The organism is Pseudomonas farsensis, assembly GCF_014268805.2.
In the GTDB taxonomy this organism is placed as follows: Bacteria; Pseudomonadota; Gammaproteobacteria; order Pseudomonadales; family Pseudomonadaceae; genus Aquipseudomonas; species Aquipseudomonas farsensis.
Genome location: NZ_JABWRF020000001.1, coordinates 856361 through 873973 on the forward strand (window position 1 = coordinate 856361; position 17613 = coordinate 873973).

Sequence of the window (17613 nt, forward strand, 5' to 3'; positions counted from 1 at the left end):
TTGTGCGCTGCTGTGCGTTTCCCCGCCAGCCACGACTGGGTAGCATGGGCGCATTGTTCGAACTGGCAGACGAGACGGTAATGATTGAGTGGTTGATGTATATCGCGCTGGGCGCAGCGCTGGGCACCCTGGGCGGGCTGTTCGGCATTGGTGGGGGGCTGATCGCCATCCCTGCGCTGGGTATTCTGTTTGGCCTTGACCAGCAGATGGCGCAGGGCACCGCCCTGGTAATGGTGGTGCCGAACGTGCTGCTGGCGCTGTGGCGCTATCACCAGCGCAACCGCATCGAGTTGCGTCATGCGCTGCCGTTGTCGCTGTGCAGCCTGCTGTTTGCCTGGCTGGGGTCGATGTGGGCGGTGGGCATCGATGCCCATTCGATGCGCCTGGGGTTCGTCGGTTTTCTGGTGGCGCTGGCTGTCTGGAACGTGGCGCGGATGTTCATGCGCCTGGCGCCGCCGAGCAATGAGCTGCGTTATTCGTGGCCTTGGCTTGGGGTGCTGGGGTCGTTCTCCGGCACCATGGGCGGTTTGTTCGGGGTGGGTGGCGCGGTGGTGGCCACGCCGATTCTGACCAGCGTGTTCGGCACCACTCAGGTGGTTGCCCAGGGCTTGTCACTGTCGCTGGCTGCGCCCAGTACTGCGGTGACGCTGTTGACCTATGGCTTGCACCACAGCGTTGACTGGTCCATCGGCATTGCGCTGGCGGTGGGCGGGTTGCTCAGCATCAGTTGGGGGGTCAAGCTCGCCCATGCGCTGCCGGAAAAGGTGCTGCGCGGCATGTTCTGCGTGTTTCTGGTGGTGTGCGCGGTGATGTTGGGGTTCGAGCTGTAGGCGAGATGCAATGGCGCGTGGACTCTGTGGGGCTGCTTTGCAGCCCTTTCGCGGCACAAGGCCGCGCCTGCAGAGGTGCGCATTGCAATGTTGCATGCTGCCTCGCCCACCAAGGCCTGCTAACCCCGAGCGTGCTTGAGGGTTTCGGCAATCATGAACGCCAGCTCCAGCGACTGGTCAGCGTTCATCCGCGGATCACAGTGCGTGTGGTAGCGGTCGGACAACGCGTCCTCGGTAATCGGCCGCGCCCCGCCAATGCACTCGGTCACGTTCTGCCCGGTCATCTCGATGTGAATGCCCCCCGCATGGCTGCCTTCGGCCTGGTGCACCTGGAAGAACTGCTTCACTTCATCGAGAATCTGCGCAAAATCCCGCGTCTTGTAACCGCTGCTGGCCTTGATGGTGTTGCCATGCATCGGGTCGGAACTCCACAGCACCTTGCGCCCCTCGCGCTCGACACTGCGGATCAGCGTCGGCAGATGGTCGCCGACCTTGCCGGCGCCCATGCGCACGATCAGGTTGAGCCTGCCAGGGTCGTTGGCTGGGTTGAGTACATCGATCAGCCGGATCAGCTCCTCGGGGTCCATGCTAGGCCCCACCTTGACCCCGATCGGGTTGTGCACGCCACGTAAAAACTCCACGTGAGCGCCGTCGAGCTGGCGGGTGCGGTCGCCAATCCACAACATATGCGCCGAGCAGTCGTAGTAGTCGCCGGTCAGGCTGTCACTGCGCACAAAGGCTTCTTCATAGTTGAGCAACAGCGCCTCGTGGGCGGTGAAGAAACTGGTTTCGCGTAGCTGCGGCGCGCTGTCCAGGCCGCAGGCGCGCATGAATGCCAAGGTTTCATCGATGCGGTTGGCCAGTTGGTGGTACTTGTCGGCCAGCGCTGAGTTGGCGATGAAGTCCAGGTTCCACTTGTGCACCTGATGCAGGTCGGCGAAGCCGCCTTGGGCGAAGGCGCGCAGCAGGTTGAGGCTGGCAGTTGACTGATGGTAGGCCTGCAGCAGGCGCTCGGGGTCTGGGATGCGGCTGGCGCTATCGAAACCGATGCCGTTGACGATGTCGCCGCGGTAGGCCGGCAGCGTCACGGTGCCTATGGTTTCGTCGTTGGCTGAGCGGGGCTTGGCGAACTGGCCGGCCATGCGCCCCACCTTGACCACCGGGCAGCCGGCAGCAAAGGTCATGACAATGGCCATCTGCAGCAGCACCTTGAAGGTGTCGCGGATCTTCGCTGCGGAAAATTCGGCAAAGCTTTCGGCGCAATCGCCGCCCTGCAAAAGAAATGCTCGGCCCTCGGTGACCTCGGCAAACTGGCGGCGCAGCTCGCGGGCTTCGCCGGCGAACACCAGAGGTGGGTAGCTGGCCAGGGTCTGCTCGACTTTGAGCAGGTGCGCGGCGTCGGGGTAGGCGGGTTGCTGCTGGATGGGCAGCGCGCGCCAGCTATCAGGGCTCCAGGGTCGGGTCATCACAGGCTCTATTATCGGTTGTCGTTCAGGCGTGCAGCCATGGTACAGCCGCTGGGGCGCTTGTTGCACCACTGGCATTGGCGGACAATGCGCGTTTTTGCGCAGGGTGGAGCAGATGGCAACGGAGCGGGGCGAGCGGCTGCTGGCGCGGGTCGAGGATGCATTCGGGGTAATCAGCGTGTATGAGGTCGAGGACTACCGCTTTCTCGAGTTCGGCGATGCCATCGAGCAGAGCTGCACCTTCACTGCCGACCCCAGCTGGCTCGAATACGACTACACCCGTGCCATGCTGGTCGGCGCGCTGTGCCATTCTGCGCCGGAAACCGCTCTGTTTCTGGGCCTTGGAGCCGGTACCCTGACCCAGGCGTGCCTGAAGTACCTGCCGCTGGATGACGTCGAGGCCATCGAGCTGCGTGCCGATGTGCCGCGCCTGGCCATGCAGTACATGGGCCTGGATGACGACCCGCGTTTGTATGTGCGCATTGGCGATGCCCTCGAGTTGCTGCCCACTGCCGAACAGGCCGACCTGGTGTTCGTCGACCTCTATACCGACCATGGCCCCGGTGTCGGGCACCTGGCCTGGACATTCCTCGGCGATTGCCAGAAGAAGCTCAACCCCGGCGGCTGGCTGGTGATCAACCAGTGGGCTGGCGATGATGGCCGGCCGCTGGGGGCCGCGCTGTTGCGCGGGTTGTACCATCGCCATTACTGGGAACTGCCGGTCAAGGAGGGCAACGTGATCCTGCTGGTGCCGTCCGATCTGGATCAGCACCTCGACATTGACGGGCTGCGGGCACGGGCCGAGGCGCTTGCCTCGCGGCTGGGGTATTCGCTGGAATATTTGATCAAGGACGTCAGGCCGGCCAGTTGAGACGCAGAGGGAGCAGCCTGTTCTGGCCCCATCGCAGGCTATCGCCAGCTCCTGCAAGGGCTGCGTCAGCTGCGATAGTGGGGGCTGGCTCAATTCGTGTGGGAGCTGGCGATAGCCTGCGATGAGGCCTTTGAAGGAAACGTTTCAGCCTATGTGGGCGGATGGCAACATACTGCCCCTTCTCGCTGAAATATTTCTCACGGTAATCAGCAAATTCGTATATAGTACGCGCCGGTCTTTTAGCGGGCCGCAAATCAGGTGGTGCAAATCCTCCGAATCCAGCTTCGGCTGCATGTCCGCTAGGCGGACCCTCTCACACGTTCATTATTTCAATCGTTTTCGCAAATCCCCGCCGCCAAAACTGCCTGGGTGACCTTCTGGTCTTTCAAGGCATGTGCAGTTTTGGAGCATGGGTCTTTGCGGATGCACTCTAGAGGCAGACCCATGACCCAGGAAACCGGCGGATTCGCCGCTCTCGATCTTAATCCGAATATCGTTGCTGCTGTGCTGGCCACAGGCTACGAAGAACCTTCGGCCATTCAGCATCAATCGATCCCGATCATCCTCGCCGGTCACGACATGATCGGCCAGGCGCAGACTGGCACCGGCAAGACCGCTGCCTTCGCCCTGCCGATCCTCAACAAGATCGATGTGAGCAAGCGCGAACCGCAAGCCCTGATCCTTGCGCCAACCCGTGAGTTGGCGCTGCAAGTTGCTACCGCTTTCGAAACCTACGCCAAGCAGATGCCGGGCGTTAACGTGGTGGCTGTCTACGGTGGTGCCCCGATGGGCCCACAACTGCGCGCCATTCGTAACGGCGCACAAATCGTCGTGGCCACTCCGGGCCGCCTGTGCGACCACCTGCGCCGCGACGAAAAAGTCCTGTCTACCGTGCAGTACCTGGTACTGGACGAAGCGGACGAGATGCTCAAGCTCGGCTTCATGGACGACCTCGAAGTCATCTTCGACGCCATCCCGGCCACCCGTCAGACCGTGCTGTTCTCCGCAACCCTGCCGTCGTCGATCCGTTCGATCGCCGAGCGTCACCTGCGTGAACCGAAGCACGTCAAGATCCAGACCAAGACCCAGACCGTTACCGCGATCGAGCAGGCCCACCTGATGGTCCACGCCGACCAGAAGATCCCGGCTGTGCTGCGTCTGCTGGAAGTCGAAGAGTTCGACGCGCTGATCGCCTTCGTGCGTACCAAGCAAGCCACCCTGGACCTGGCCGCCGCGCTGGAAGCCAAGGGCTACAAAGCGGCTGCGCTGAACGGTGACATCGCCCAGAACCAGCGTGAGCGCGTGATCGAATCGCTCAAGGATGGCCGCCTGGACATCGTCGTCGCCACCGACGTCGCTGCCCGTGGTCTGGACGTGCCGCGTATCACCCACGTGTTCAACGTCGACATGCCGTACGACCCAGAGTCCTACGTGCACCGTATCGGCCGTACCGGCCGTGCCGGTCGCGAAGGCCGCGCACTGCTGCTGGTTACCCCGCGTGAGCGCCGCATGCTGCAGGTCATCGAGCGTGTTACCGGCCAGAAAGTTGCCGAAGCCCGCCTGCCTGGCCCACAAGCCGTGCTGGACGCGCGCATCAAGAAGCTGACCAAGAGCCTGGCACCGCTGGTTGCCGAGTCCGAAGCCAGCCACGGCGAGCTGTTCGACCGTCTGACCGCCGACCTGGGCTGCAGTGCCCGCGCCCTGGCTTCGGCCCTGCTGCGCAAGGCCACCAACGGCCAGGCTCTGGACTTGGCTTCGGTCGAGCGTGAGCAGCCGCTGGTGCCAACCACCGGTCCGCGTGAGCGTACTGGCGAGCGCACCGAGCGTAGCGACCGTGGTGAGCGTACCGAGCGTAGCGGTGACCGTGAGCGTCGCGCGCCAATGCCACTGGCCGAAGGCCGTGTGCGTTGCCGTACTGCCCTGGGTGCCCGTGATGGCATCGCTGCCAAGAACCTGTTGGGTGCAATCCTCAACGAAGGTGGCCTGGCGCGTGATGCTATCGGCCGGATCCAGGTCCGTGACAGCTTCAGCCTGGTCGAGCTGCCAGAAGATGGCCTCGAGCGTCTGCTGACCAAGCTCAAGGACACCCGCGTAGCCGGCAAGCAGCTGAAGCTGCGTCGCTACCGCGAGGATTGATCCTGGCGCGGCAATAAAAAACCCAGACTTCGGTCTGGGTTTTTTTTGCGCGGCGAGCCTCAGTTTCAGGCAAGTCGCTTTTGAGTGTGTAGGAGCGGCCTTGTGTCGCGAAAGGGGCGCAGAGCGGCCCCAAGGTTCCTGCATCAAGGCTTGGCTCGCCGGGGCCGCTCTGCGGCCCTTTCGCGACACAAGGCCGCTCCTACAAAGACCGCGCCATGCCGCGATGGCGTCCTTCAGTCGAACCGGTAGATGTCCATCCCCAACGCCCCCAGGGTGAACCCCTGGTGGACGATGCTGAACCGCTCTCCCGCCCCCAGGGCAAAAAACAGCGGCAGCAAGTGCTCATCGCTCGGGTGACTGCGCACCGCAAACGGCGCCTGCTGGCGGTATTCCAGCAGCGCCTGGCGGTCATCGGCTTGCAGCTTTTCCACCACCCAATCGCGAAACGCCAGTGCCCACGGCTCGATGGTGTCGGGCCCTGCGTGCCAGTCCAGTTCGCCCAGGTTGTGGGTGATACTGCCCGAGCCGATCAACAGAATGCCTTCGCCGCGCAAGGCGGCCAGCGCAGCACCCACCTTTAACTGCAGTGCGGGGCCCGCTTGGCTGGGCAGCGACACCTGAATGACCGGGATTTCAGCCTGCGGGTACATCAGCGACAGCGGCACCCAGCTACCGTGGTCGAACGGGCGCTGGGCGTCGAGCTTGGCCCCGAGCAGGTCGGCGACGCGTTGCGCCAGCGCAGGCGCTCCTGGCGCTGGGTATTGCACCGCGTAAAGCGCCTGTGGGAAACCGCCGAAATCGTGCCAGGTAGCCGGTTGTGGGTTGCTCATCACTAGCAGGTCGCGGCTTTCCCAATGCGCCGACACCAGCACGACCGCCTTGGGCCGGGGCAGGGCGTTGGCCAGCCCGGCCAGTGCCGGCCCGCTGGCGCCGGGCTGCAAGGCGAGCATGGGCGATCCGTGGGAAATGAACAGGCTTGGCAGCATGGCAGGGGTCCCGAAGGTTAAGATGCAGTCATCTTCGATCAGGCGATGATCGAGTTCCAATATAAGTTTTTACGGCTATTTATCGAAAAAACTGGAGAAATCATGGAGTCGACGTTCTGGCACAAGCGATGGGCGGACAATCAGATCGGCTTTCACCAGCCCCAGGTCAACCCTTATCTGCAAACCCATTGGCCCACTTTGGGCCTGGAACCCGCTGCCCGTGTTCTGGTGCCGCTGTGTGGCAAGAGCCTGGATCTGCTCTGGCTGGCGGGCCAGGGCCATCGGGTGCTGGGTGTGGAGCTATCGGCCCAGGCGGTGAAGAGTTTGTTCAGCGAAAATGGGCTTGCGCCTGAAGTGACCCGCCAAGGTGCATTCGAGGTGTGGCGCAGTGGTGGGCTTGAGGTGTGGTGCGGGGATATTTTTGCGCTGCGTGCGAAGGATGTGGCCGGCTGCACTGCACTTTACGACCGCGCTGCGCTGATCGCGCTGCCATTGGCAATGCGCCAGCGCTATATGGCGTTGCTTGACGAGCTGCTGCCTGCCTGCAAAGGCTTGCTGGTGACGCTTGACTACGACCAGGCGCTGCTCGACGGCCCGCCATTTGCCGTGGCAGATGATGAAGTGCGCAGCGGCTTTGCACAGTGGCAGGTGCAGGAGGTTGAAGCGCAGCAGATTATCGACACAAGCCCGAAGTACCAGAAGGCAGGCGTTGGCAGCTTGATCGAGCGAGCCTACCTGCTACAACGCTGAGCCTGTGCAGGAGCGGCACGAGGCCGCTCCTACAGGGGCGTTGCAATCAACCGCGACGACGCAGTGCGTCGATGCGCTCTTCCAGCGGCGGGTGGCTCATCAGCAGACCGGCCAGGCCCTGCTTCAGGCCGCCATTGATACCGAAGGCCTTCAGGGTGTCTGGCATATGGACCGGCAAGCCCTGTTCCGAGCGCAGGCGCTGCAAGGCGCCGATCATCGCGCCCGTGCCGGCCAGCTGTGCACCGGCTTCGTCGGCGCGGAACTCGCGGCGGCGCGAGAACCACATGACGATGATGCTGGCCAGAATGCCAAGCACAAGTTCCGCGACGATGGTGGCGACGAAGTAGGCGATGCCGTGGCCGTTTTCGTTCTTGAAGATAACCCGGTCGACGAAGTTGCCGATGATGCGGGCAAAGAACATCACGAATGTGTTCACCACACCCTGCACCAGCGCCATGGTGACCATGTCGCCGTTGGCCACGTGGCCGATCTCGTGGGCCAGCACCGCCCGCACTTCATCGGGCGAAAACCGCTCGAGCAAACCTTGCGATACCGCTACCAAGGCATCGTTGCGGTTCCAGCCGGTGGCGAAGGCGTTGGCCTCGTAGGCCGGGAAAATACCCACCTCGGGCATCTTGATGCCGGCTTCGCGGGATAGCTGCTCGACGGTCTGCAGCAGCCATTGCTCATGGCGGGTGCGTGGCTGGGTAATGATCTGCGTACCGGTGCTCATCTTCGCCATCCACTTGGAGATGAACAGCGAGACCAGGGAACCGGCGAAACCGAACACGGCGCAGAACACCAGCAGCTTGCCAAGGTCGAGGTTGACCCCGTTGGCAGCCATGAACCCGTTGAAACCGAACAGGCTCAGGGTAATGCTTGCAACCAGCACCACCGCAAGGTTGGTGGCTAGAAACAGCAGAATGCGCATCATGGTTTTGACGATCTCCTGACGGATGAAATTGTTGCTTGCTGCGGGGGTATATAAGGGGGAGGTGCCGCCGATTCAATCGGGGGACTATTTCAAACTGTGTACGCGAGGAGTATGGCAGAGGATGCTGAAGCGGCTGTGGGATAGAGCGTTGCAGGATGTAAGAATAACCCCGGCTATCGCAGGCTGCCGCCCGTTTGCACAACATCGGCAGCGGCAGCTTGCGATAACGGCAACCGTTACTGCGAGTATGTGCGCAGGAAGTTGCCGATGCGGCCGATGGCCTGCTCGAGGTCGTCTACACGCGGCAGGGTGACCACGCGGAAGTGGTCTGGCCACGGCCAGTTGAACGCGGTGCCCTGAACAATCAGCAGCTTCTCGGACAGTAACAGGTCAAGGGCGAACTTCTCGTCGTTGAAGATTGGGCAGACCTTGGGGTCGATCCGCGGGAACGCATACAGCGCGCCCATCGGCTTGACGCAACTGACGCCCGGGATGTCGTTGAGCAGCTCGTAGGTGCGGTTGCGCTGCTCCAGCAGGCGCCCTGGCGGCAGCACCAGGTCGTTGATGCTCTGGTAACCGCCCAGTGCGGTCTGGATGGCGTGCTGGGCCGGCACGTTGGCGCACAGGCGCATGTTGGCCAGCATGTCGATGCCTTCGATATAGCTTTGCGCGTTGTGCTTGGGCCCGGAGATGATCAGCCAGCCGGAACGGAAGCCCGCCACCCGGTAAGACTTGGACAGCCCGTTGAAGGTCAGGCACAGCAGGTCGGGGGCCAGGGAGGCGGTGCTGATGTGCACGGCTTCGTCGTAGAGAATCTTGTCGTAGATCTCGTCGGAGAACACTACCAGGTTGTGCTGGCGGGCCAGCTCGAGCATGCCCAGCAGCAGCTCGGTGGAGTACACAGCGCCCGTCGGGTTGTTCGGGTTGATGATCACCAGGGCCTTGGTGTTCGGGGTGATCTTGGCCTTGATGTCGTCGAGGTCGGGGAACCAGTCGGCCTGCTCGTCGCACAGGTAGTGCACCGGCTTGCCGCCAGCCAGGCTCACCGCGGCGGTCCACAGCGGGTAGTCAGGCGCCGGGATCAGCACCTCGTCACCGTTGTTGAGCAGCGCCTGCATCGACATCACGATCAGCTCGGAGACGCCGTTGCCCAGGTAGATGTCCTCGATGCCGACGCCTTCGATCTGCTTCTGCTGGCAGTACTGCATGACCGCCTTGCGCGCACTGAACAGGCCTTTGGAGTCGCTGTAGCCCTGGGCGGTGGGCAGGTTGCGGATGACGTCCTGGAGGATTTCGTCCGGCGCCTCGAAACCAAACGGTGCCGGGTTGCCGATGTTCAGCTTGAGGATGCGATGGCCTTCCTCTTCCAGGCGTTTGGCGTGCTTGAGCACTGGGCCGCGAATGTCGTAGCAGACATTGGCGAGCTTGTTCGATTTGCTGAACTGCATGATGAGATCCCGATTGAGAATACGCGGCGCGCCGCCGTCTAAAGGTTTGAAAGGGCGGGGCGCGGATGCCAGACTTGGCCCCTTGCGCACGAAGCCAACTAATATACGTGCCACCCGCGCCAGGGAAAAGCCGGCGCGAGGTGAAATTCAGCCTGCCGAGGTGCTTATGCAAAAGATCGACAAGACACTGGACGAGTGGCGCGCCATGCTCGACCCCGAGCAATACCAGGTGTGCCGCCTGAAGGGCACGGAACGGCCGTTCAGTGGCAAGTACAACAGCGAGCGCCGCGACGGCGTGTATCACTGCATCTGCTGCGACCTTGCGTTGTTCGACGCCCACACCAAGTTCGACTCCGGCTGCGGCTGGCCAAGCTTCTACGCGCCGCTTGATCAAAGCGCGATGATCGAGATCCGCGATACCTCCCACGGCATGATCCGCACCGAAGTCACCTGCGCGCAGTGCGACGCGCACCTGGGCCATGTGTTCCCCGATGGCCCGCCGCCGACTGGCTTGCGCTACTGCATCAACTCGGTGTGCCTGGATTTCAAACCCCGCGACTAATCTGGAGAGCGCCCATGGCCGATGCACTGCTGGACACCCCCTGCATTACCCTTGGCGGGGAGCACAAGACCCTCGCCGACTTTGCTGGCAAGGCGCTGCTTGTGGTCAATACCGCCAGCCAGTGCGGTTTTACCCCGCAGTACCAAGGCCTGGAAGGGCTGTGGCAGCAGTATCAGGGCCAGGGCCTGGTGGTGTTGGGTTTCCCCTGCAACCAGTTCGGCAAGCAGGAACCAGGGGATGCGCGGGAAATCGCGCAGTTCTGCGAGCTCAACTTCGGCGTGACGTTTCCACTGTTTCGCAAGGTCGAGGTCAATGGCCCTGCGGCTCATCCGCTGTTTGCCGAGCTCAAGCGCCGCGCCCCAGGCGTGCTGGGCACGCAGAAGATCAAGTGGAACTTCACCAAGTTCCTCTTCGACCCGGCCACCGGCAAGGTCACCCGCTATGCGCCAGCGACCAAGCCGCAGGCACTCAAGGCCGATATCGAACGCCTGCTCAGCCGCTGATCGGCACCCAGTGCTCGATCAGCGCCAGTAGCTCTTCGCGCCGAAACGGCTTGGCCAGGTAGTCGTTCATGCCGGCGGCGCGGCAACGCTCACGCTCTTCGGGCATGGCGTTGGCGGTCAGGGCGACGATGGGCAGGTCGGGCCAGCGCCCGCCCTGGCGGATGCGCCGGCTGGCCTCATAGCCATCCATCACTGGCATGTTGCAGTCCATCAGCACCATGTCGAAGCACTCGCGCTCCAGGCACTCCAAGGCTTCTGCGCCTTGGGCGGCGATCTGCACCTGGCAGCCCAGTTTGATCAGCATGCCTTTGGCGACCATCTGGTTCACTGGGTTGTCCTCGACCAGCAAAATGCGCGCGCGCAGTGGCTGCTCGCCGGGGGCTGGGCTCGGCAAGGCCAAGCTCGGCTCGCCCAGCAGCGTGCGGCGCAGGGTCTGGTACAGGGCGTTGCGGGCCAATGGCCGGGCCAGTTGATACAGCGGCGCCAGTTGCGCTGTCTGCTCGCTTGGCAGAAAACTGCCATAGGCGGTGGCCAGCAGGATCGGCGCGGCGATGGCTGGGCGCAGTTGCAGCACCTGCTCCAGGTCATCGGTTATCAGCAGGTCAGGGGCTGCGCCGATGATGTCGGCGGCGCTGTCGAAATGTGCATGCTCAAGCCCCCAGCGGGGCAGCAGCGTCTGCAGCAGTTCGGTCAGGCCGCTTGTGCTGTTGCCCAGCGAAATCACGCGCCCGACCAATGGCGCAGGTGCAATTGCCTCGGTGTGTGGCGGCAGCGGCAGGTCGGCGCTGAAGCAGCTGCCGAAGCCGCTTCGCGACTGGATGTGCAGGTGACCCTGCATGGCCTTGCACAGGTTGCGCGTCAGCGCCAGGCCCAGCCCGGTGCCGCCGAACTGGCGGGTGATGCCGGCCCCAGCCTGGGTGAAAGGCTGGAAGATCCGCGCTTGCGCGTCCTCGGGGATGCCGATGCCAGTGTCGCTGACTTCGATGCGTACCCCGCCGACGATGCTGTGCAGGCGGATGTCCACCCGGCCGAAGCGGGTGAACTTGAGCGCATTGGACAGCAGGTTGCTGACAATTTGGCGCACCCGCGTGGGGTCGCCGAGCACGCTGCTGGGGAAGTCGGCATCAATCAGGCAGGTCAGCTCCACGCTGGCGGCAGCGTTCTGCGACAGCAGGTTGGCGGTGTCCTCCACCATCGCCCCGAGGTCAAAGGGGATGCGTTCGAGTTCAAGCTGGCCGGCGTCGAACTTGGACAGGTCGAGAATATCGTTGAGCAACTCGACCAGCACCTTGCCCGAATCGTGGGCAATCGCCAGCTGCTGGCGCTGCTCGGCGGCCAGCGGGCCGTCCACGGCCAGGGCGATCATGCCCAGCATGCCATTGAGTGGGGTGCGGATCTCGTGGCTCATGTTGGCCAGAAACGCTGCGCGCGCATGGGCCATGTCCAGGGCGCGCTGGCGGGCATCTTCGAGTTCCTGGTTGGACTGGCTCAGGCGGTGGTTGATGGCTTTGAGCTCGTCGGTGCGCGCCGAGACGATGTCTTCGAGTTCATTCAGGTACTGGGTCAGCCGGTTTTCTGCATTGCGCCGCTGCTGGATCTCGGTGGCCATGCTGACAAATTGCTGGTTGGCGACTTTGACCAGCACGCCGATCTCGTCGTTCTCGTGGCCGCTCGGGCACTCGACGCGGGTTTGCCTAGGTACGCGTGCATCGCCACCACTGAGGGCGCCGATGACCGTCACCAAGGGCTTGGTCAGCATCAGGTAGAACAGCCCAAGCAGGATGCCGGTGAGCACCAGGCTGCGGGCAAAACCGTTGAACAGGGTGATGCCGGCGCGGTCGAGAAAACGCCCGCCGAAGGCATAGGTGTCGACGTCCAGGTACAGCGTGCCGAGGTACTCGCCAGGCAGGTGCGCCAGGTACAGGCGGTCCTGGAACTGGCGCTGCTCACCGAACAGAAAGTCAGACAGCGGCCGGTAGCGGCTTTCCAGGCGCGGGCGCTGGACATCGGCCAGCACGGTGTCGTTGTTGTCGATCAGCCGGGCGCGGATCAGCGCCGGTGACTTGAGCAGGCCGCCGGTGAGCTCTTGGGCAAGTTCGGTGTCGATGTTGTAGGCAATGCGCGAGGCGGTGTCGTGGCTGATCTTCAGCAGCGTGCGAATTTCACGGTTGATGGACGCGTCTTCGCTGGCATAATCGATGCCGATCTGGATAAGGCTGAGCAATGTTCCCAGGATGAAGCCGACCAGGACTGTCAATCGGGCTTGCTTGTATGACAGACGATTGGTGAACTTTATATCCATGGGCCCCAAGCCAGTGGTTTGCTCCGTGCGCTGCGCAAGCATAGCCGATCAGCCCCCGCTACTGGCGTAAAGCTGTTCACTTCAGGAGCCTCAATGGAACCCCGCCTCATCGCTTTTCTCGACCGCGCCGAATCGGTACTGGCGCGCCTGGAGCCTTTGCTGCCTGCGCCACGCCCGCACATCGACTGGTCGCAAACCCTTGCCGCCCGTTGGCAGCGTGATGGCCGCAGCGGTTACCTGCTGCCCCTTGAGGTCAGCCTGGACATGCGCTTGTCCGACCTGATCGGCGTCGACAAACAGTGCGAACAGCTCGGCCGCAATACCCACCAGTTCATCAACGGCCTGCCGGCCAACCACGCGCTGCTGTGGGGCTCGCGTGGTACCGGCAAATCGTCGTTGGTGCGTGCCTTGCTGGCCGAGCACGCCGGCGCCGGCTTGCGCCTGATCGAAATCGAGCGCGATCACCTGGCCGACCTGCCGCGGGTGGTCGAGCAACTGCAAAAACTGCCGCAGCGCTTCATTCTGTTTTGCGACGACTTGTCGTTCGAAGCCGGGGAGGGCGACTACCGCGTGCTCAAGAGCGTGCTCGATGGCTCGCTTGAACAGGCGCCTGATAACGTGCTGCTGTACGCCACCTCCAACCGCCGCCACCTGGTGCCAGAAAAACAGAGCGACAACGAAAACTGGAAGATGGTCGACGGCGAGCTGCACCCCAATGAAGCGGTAGAAGACAAGATTGCCTTGTCCGACCGGTTTGGCCTGTGGCTGTCGTTCTACCCGTTCAGCCAAGAACACTTCCTGAATGTTGTCGAGCACTGGATAGGCCAGTTGGCGCGCCCGGCCGGGCTTGCCTGGGAACGTACCGAAGCACTCGAAATACTCGCCGTGCGCTGGGCTACCGGGCGCGGCAACCGTAATGGCCGCTGTGCCTATCAGTTCGCCCGCTACTGGGTCGGGCTGCAATTGCTGGAGCAGAAATAAATGATCGACCTCAACGCCAGTGGTAAAGGCCTCGATGGCTACGACCTGCTGGCTGCGCAAGTGCAGGCATTGTTCGCCGATGAGCGCGACTTCATTGCCAATGCCGCGCAGTTTTCAGCTTTTTTGTATAACCAGGTCGACGACCTGAATTGGGCGGGTTTCTACCTGAACCGCAACGAACAGTTAGTGCTGGGCCCATTCCAGGGGCAGGTGGCTTGTGTGCGTATTCCGTTCGGCAGGGGCGTATGCGGGGCGGCGGCGGCCACGCGGGTGACCCAGCGGGTTGAAGATGTGCATGCTTTCCCGGGGCATATCGCCTGTGACAGTGCGTCGAACAGCGAGCTGGTGATCCCGCTGCTGAAGGACGGCCGCTTGATCGGCGTACTTGACTTGGACAGCCCCAAGGTCGGCCGCTTCAGTGAAGCGGACCAGACAGGGCTGGAGCGTTTGGCGGCGGTCTTTCTGGAATTGACCGACTGCTGAAATGAAGAAGGGGCCGGATAACGGCCCCTTACTTGTATTGCGTTGCCTGCTCTGTGGGAGGCTCTATGGTTTTGTGCAAACCTGTTATGGCCTCATCGCAGGCTGTCGCCAGCTCTCATAGAACAAACGCTAACTGACTGATTTACATCGAAACGTGGGAGCGGGCTTGCCCCGCGATAGCGATAGCACTGCCAGCATCGCATCGCGGGGCAAGCCCGCTCCCACGGTGCCCAGTTCTCTGCGCGACAGCGCAGCCCGGAAGGGCTGGGTGATCTCCCACAGGCGTCGGGCCAAGCACCACTATCGCTGCTGACGCAGTCACTGTGGGAGCTGGCGACAGCCTGCGATGAGGCCGGTGCAGAATTGCGCTTAGCCGATGTGGCGGGCTTGACTCAGTCGTAGATAACCCGCTTTTTCCAGGTTTCTTCTTCGTCGGTCTTCAGCCCTTCGGTCAGCGCGTTCTGGTCGTTCTCGGCAGGCTCCATTTGGTCCAGCACCTGGGCGTTGGAGCGTGCCAGCAGTTTTTCCATGTAGGTCAACTGCTCTTCATACTGCTTGGGCTCGGGTTGCTTGCGCAGGTATTGCACGCCGCGTTCGAAGGCAAGGCGCGCCTGGCCCGGCTGGTTCTGCTGCAGGGCTTGCTGGCCGAGGTTGTTGAAGAACTCGATATGCAGCAACACCAGGATGTGGCGGATTTCCTTGACCCAGTACTTGCCCTCGTTGGTGTTCAGGAAGCCCTCCTGGGTGGCGCGCACGATCTGGTTATGCAGCAGTTCGAGCAAAAAGCGCACATCCTTGGCCTTGACCTCGGTGGTGATCGGCGCCGGTGGGTTGTTGACCGGCAACTTGTCGCCCTTGGCGATCAGGCCGTCGAGTTCGGCGATGCGCGTTTTCAGGGCTGCACTGTGCTTGTCGATTGCCAGCTGGCGCTGATTGAGGTTCAGCTCCAGGCGCGTCAGCAGCAGCTTGAGGGCGGGGGTCATGAACTGGCCGGGGAAGGTCTCGCTGATCTCGCCGCAGCGGCGCAGCCGGTCTGCCAGCTCGACCTTCAGGCGTGCCCGTTCGAGCTTGCCGTTTTCGACCATGTTGTTGAGGTAGCCGATCACGATCAGCAATGCGATACCCGCAACGACAAGCAGGGTGATCAGTAGTGGTGTCACCGTTAACGCCTCATCATGAAAAAGTTTTGCACCTGGCAAGAGTGTAGTGAGTTCGCCGGGGGGCGAACAGTGCTGCCCAGCGGATCGTGCCTTGCCTTTTATACGTATCGGCAATGGCTGGCCGATCTGCAACTATGATTCGGTGCTGGCACATTGCCGTGAGCTTGCCGAGGCGGCGCCAGAAAAGCAACGTCAAACCCCGGACGCATGCTCTACCCGCCATCTGTCGAACGGGAAGTCATTGATTTAAATAAATTTTGATAAAGGGCTTGACGCTTTGTCGAGCCATCCATAGAATGCGCGCCACTTGCAGCGTAAAGCACACAGCCGAACGCTTCAGGTAGTGAATGTTGTAGCGTGTCCCCTTCGTCTAGTGGCCTAGGACACCGCCCTTTCACGGCGGTAACAGGGGTTCGAGTCCCCTAGGGGACGCCATTGCGGGAATAGCTCAGTTGGTAGAGCACGACCTTGCCAAGGTCGGGGTCGCGAGTTCGAGTCTCGTTTCCCGCTCCAGTTTCTCCGGCACTGCTTCGGCAGGGCAGGAAAAGAAAATCCAGGCTGAATCGTGAGGTTCATAACTTGGTACGCTACCAAGCGTCGGGTATGTCCCCTTCGTCTAGTGGCCTAGGACACCGCCCTTTCACGGCGGTAACAGGGGTTCGAGTCCCCTAGGGGACGCCATATTGCGGGAATAGCTCAGTTGGTAGAGCACGACCTTGCCAAGGTCGGGGTCGCGAGTTCGAGTCTCGTTTCCCGCTCCAGTTACACGGTTATCGCCTTTGGCGGTACAGGTGGTGAAGGCCTTACGGCGCTTCACGCCCAATGCAGCAACGCTTCATCTTGCGGGAATAGCTCAGTTGGTAGAGCACGACCTTGCCAAGGTCGGGGTCGCGAGTTCGAGTCTCGTTTCCCGCTCCAAACATAGAAAACGCCACTCTTCGAGTGGCGTTTTTTTTTGCCGTTCGAAAAGTGCCTGCCTGCACTGTTAGCGGATTTGCGCCGGTTGGCGCCGGGCTTATTCGACGCTGCGGTAATAGAGCACTTGCGCCCTGGCATCTGGAAGGTTTTTCAGATGCCAGGGCGCCCAGCTTACTGGTAGCTGACAGTGAAATTCAGCGCACCTTCGGCAAGGCCAGGGGTTACCTTGGCCGCCGTCTGGTAGAAGCGCGCCTGGAAGTCCAGCTGGGTGATGCCGATGTTCAGCCGCTTGACCGGCACCTCTTGTTCCAGAGGCATGGGCGTGCCGTCGGCCCGCTGCATCTGTATACCAATACCGGTGGCCGTGGAGTTGCTGGTCAGGCTGAACACCCCGAGGGCTCGGTCCACGGGTGCCGAACCGCGGATGCCGTCGAGGCGGATGTAGGCCGTGGCGGCGCTGGCGTTGCTGTCGTCCTGGCAGTCATTCAGGCGGATGTGGAATGGCACCGTGCGGGCGTTGCCGGGTGGCGCGGGGAAGTCGGTCAGGCTGTAGTCGCCCAGTTGCACCGGGTCGGCACTCACCGCATCGGCACGCAGACTGCACTGGGCATGATTGACCGTGGTCTTGAGCCGGAAGTCCAGTACCTTGCCCATCTGGTCAAGGATGCCATGGAAGAGTTCTTCGTCGATGGTTTGTGGGCCCGGAGCGATCGGGCCGGTCTTGACCAAGGTGAGCTTGACACGCATGTCCCCCATTTGCGTGGCGAACACGGTCTGCCTGCGCAAACCGCCGCGATACGGGATTGCCGTCAGGGTGCCAGGGTCGGCAATGAAGCGGTTGCTGTTAGCCACCAATGCCCCGTCGTAGGGGGTACCTAGCGCGATGGTGACCCCGATACCGGGTACGCGGGTCTGCAGAATTGGGTATTGCATGCTGCGGTTGCGCGTCGCGGGGAGTGAATGCAGCACCATAGGCGCTGTGTTGATCAGTTCTGCCCGGACTTCACGTATTGCCTCGTAGAAACAGTTCGCCTTGTTGGGGCTGGAGACCGCTTTCTCGACCGATGCGATTTCCTGGCCGTCGGGCAGGTCGCGGGGCATCCACAGGGTGCCCATGTCCATGGCGAAACTGATCTGCCCTGAGTGCCCTGACTGAAACTCGCAATGGGCTTGAGCGTGGGGTGTGAGGGCAAGCAGCAGGGCCCCGGCAGCCAGTGCCGCACGGCACATACTGGGGTGGAAATAACAGGGCATCGCAGAAATATCCAGGCAAAGGCCCGCAT

At 62.3% G+C, this 17613-nt stretch carries 15 protein-coding genes and 5 tRNA genes; 13 read left to right on the forward strand and 7 right to left on the reverse strand.

Translation table 11 applies throughout. From position 1 onward, the window contains the following. Positions 1–80 precede the first annotated feature (80 nt). Complete coding sequence (locus HU719_RS03845; protein WP_186518159.1) at positions 81–830, forward strand: sulfite exporter TauE/SafE family protein; 750 nt, start codon at positions 81–83, stop codon at positions 828–830. A gap of 119 nt (positions 831–949) precedes the next feature. Here the strand turns inward: HU719_RS03845 and HU719_RS03850 are convergent, their stop codons facing one another. Continuing rightward, positions 950–2296 carry a class II 3-deoxy-7-phosphoheptulonate synthase gene (locus HU719_RS03850; RefSeq protein WP_186518020.1) on the reverse strand — a complete coding sequence of 449 codons (1347 nt, stop codon included), beginning with the start codon at positions 2294–2296 and terminating at the stop codon, positions 950–952. 115 nt (positions 2297–2411) lie between these two features. On the opposite strand from HU719_RS03850, the gene HU719_RS03855 reads away from it, so the two are divergent. Then, the gene (locus HU719_RS03855) at positions 2412–3167 is read left to right on the forward strand and encodes a spermidine synthase (RefSeq protein WP_186536652.1); all 756 of its coding nucleotides are present in this window, start codon (positions 2412–2414) and stop codon (positions 3165–3167) included. 444 nt (positions 3168–3611) lie between these two features. Further along, positions 3612–5303, forward strand: a complete 1692-nt coding sequence (locus HU719_RS03860) for a DEAD/DEAH box helicase (protein ID WP_186518016.1) — start codon at positions 3612–3614, stop codon at positions 5301–5303. 233 nt (positions 5304–5536) lie between these two features. Here HU719_RS03860 and HU719_RS03865 read toward each other — a convergent pair whose 3' ends face one another. After that, complete coding sequence (locus tag HU719_RS03865; protein ID WP_186536653.1) at positions 5537–6289, reverse strand: DODA-type extradiol aromatic ring-opening family dioxygenase; 753 nt, start codon at positions 6287–6289, stop codon at positions 5537–5539. A gap of 102 nt (positions 6290–6391) precedes the next feature. Between HU719_RS03865 and HU719_RS03870 the strand changes: the two genes are divergently transcribed. Beyond that, positions 6392–7039 carry a thiopurine S-methyltransferase gene (locus HU719_RS03870; RefSeq protein ID WP_186536654.1) on the forward strand — a complete coding sequence of 216 codons (648 nt, stop codon included), beginning with the start codon at positions 6392–6394 and terminating at the stop codon, positions 7037–7039. A gap of 46 nt (positions 7040–7085) precedes the next feature. Here the strand turns inward: HU719_RS03870 and htpX are convergent, their stop codons facing one another. Next, a complete protein-coding gene (htpX, locus tag HU719_RS03875) occupies positions 7086–7973 on the reverse strand; it encodes a protease HtpX (protein WP_186523409.1) in 888 nt (295 codons plus the stop codon). A 236-nt stretch (positions 7974–8209) separates the two neighbouring features. Beyond that, on the reverse strand, positions 8210–9421 hold the full coding sequence (locus HU719_RS03880; RefSeq protein WP_186523407.1) for a pyridoxal phosphate-dependent aminotransferase: 1212 nt from the start codon (positions 9419–9421) through the stop codon (positions 8210–8212). 166 nt (positions 9422–9587) lie between these two features. Here HU719_RS03880 and msrB point away from each other — a divergent pair, with 166 nt between their 5' ends. After that, a complete protein-coding gene (gene msrB, locus HU719_RS03885; RefSeq protein ID WP_186536655.1) occupies positions 9588–9983 on the forward strand; it encodes a peptide-methionine (R)-S-oxide reductase MsrB in 396 nt (131 codons plus the stop codon). A gap of 14 nt (positions 9984–9997) precedes the next feature. Then, the gene (locus HU719_RS03890; protein WP_186536656.1) at positions 9998–10486 is read left to right on the forward strand and encodes a glutathione peroxidase; all 489 of its coding nucleotides are present in this window, start codon (positions 9998–10000) and stop codon (positions 10484–10486) included. Here HU719_RS03890 and HU719_RS03895 read toward each other — a convergent pair. Next, positions 10476–12830: a hybrid sensor histidine kinase/response regulator gene (locus HU719_RS03895; RefSeq protein WP_186523400.1), complete on the reverse strand. Its 2355-nt coding sequence runs from the start codon at positions 12828–12830 to the stop codon at positions 10476–10478. The two genes, HU719_RS03890 and HU719_RS03895, sit on opposite strands and share 11 nt — an antisense overlap. Before the next feature lie 51 nt (positions 12831–12881). On the opposite strand from HU719_RS03895, the gene HU719_RS03900 reads away from it, so the two are divergent. Further along, positions 12882–13769, forward strand: a complete 888-nt coding sequence (locus HU719_RS03900) for an ATP-binding protein (RefSeq protein ID WP_186523399.1) — start codon at positions 12882–12884, stop codon at positions 13767–13769. Beyond that, positions 13770–14252: a GAF domain-containing protein gene (locus HU719_RS03905; RefSeq protein WP_186523398.1), complete on the forward strand. Its 483-nt coding sequence runs from the start codon at positions 13770–13772 to the stop codon at positions 14250–14252. 392 nt (positions 14253–14644) lie between these two features. Here the strand turns inward: HU719_RS03905 and HU719_RS03910 are convergent, their stop codons facing one another. Then, positions 14645–15412, reverse strand: a complete 768-nt coding sequence (locus tag HU719_RS03910) for a hypothetical protein (protein WP_186523620.1) — start codon at positions 15410–15412, stop codon at positions 14645–14647. A gap of 359 nt (positions 15413–15771) precedes the next feature. On the opposite strand from HU719_RS03910, the gene HU719_RS03915 reads away from it, so the two are divergent. The 5 genes from HU719_RS03915 to HU719_RS03935 all read left to right on the forward strand — a co-directional run bounded on the left by HU719_RS03915 (position 15772) and on the right by HU719_RS03935 (position 16330). Beyond that, positions 15772–15847: transfer RNA gene (locus tag HU719_RS03915), tRNA-Glu, on the forward strand. Between the two features lie 2 nt (positions 15848–15849). Then, positions 15850–15925 (forward strand) — tRNA-Gly (locus tag HU719_RS03920). A gap of 92 nt (positions 15926–16017) precedes the next feature. Then, positions 16018–16093, forward strand: a tRNA-Glu gene (locus HU719_RS03925). Between the two features lie 4 nt (positions 16094–16097). Next, a tRNA-Gly gene (locus HU719_RS03930) sits at positions 16098–16173 on the forward strand. Between the two features lie 81 nt (positions 16174–16254). After that, a tRNA-Gly gene (locus HU719_RS03935) sits at positions 16255–16330 on the forward strand. A 171-nt stretch (positions 16331–16501) separates the two neighbouring features. Here the strand turns inward: HU719_RS03935 and HU719_RS03940 are convergent. Next, positions 16502–17584, reverse strand: a complete 1083-nt coding sequence (locus HU719_RS03940; protein ID WP_186535286.1) for a fimbrial protein — start codon at positions 17582–17584, stop codon at positions 16502–16504. Between the last annotated feature and the right edge of the window lie 29 nt (positions 17585–17613).